1 pseudogene is annotated in these 245 nt (G+C 65.3%); it reads left to right on the plus strand.

Annotated features, from left to right (window positions below):
- Positions 1–245: pseudogene (locus QSV46_RS40715) on the plus strand (3-methylcrotonyl-CoA carboxylase); the annotation flags it as partial.

The raw sequence follows: 245 nt of genomic DNA on the forward strand, positions 1-245 counted from the left end.
TGGCCACGGTGCGTGCGAGGTTGATATCGTTCGGAACCGCGACGGGAGTTATGTCGCCGGCCTCGATGGCGACGAGCGCCGTTTCGAGATCGATGAACTCGGCCCCGACACGATCCGCTTTCGTGCCGACGGCATGATGGAGTCAGCGAGATTCCTGCGCGATGACGGTCGTCTGTACGTCCTGCATCGCGGAGCCTCGATTGCCGCCCGCGATCTGACGCTGGCTGCACCGGCCTCCGCTGCGG

Source organism: Bradyrhizobium cosmicum (genome assembly GCF_032290525.1).
GTDB classification, from domain to species: domain Bacteria; phylum Pseudomonadota; class Alphaproteobacteria; order Rhizobiales; family Xanthobacteraceae; genus Bradyrhizobium; species Bradyrhizobium cosmicum_A.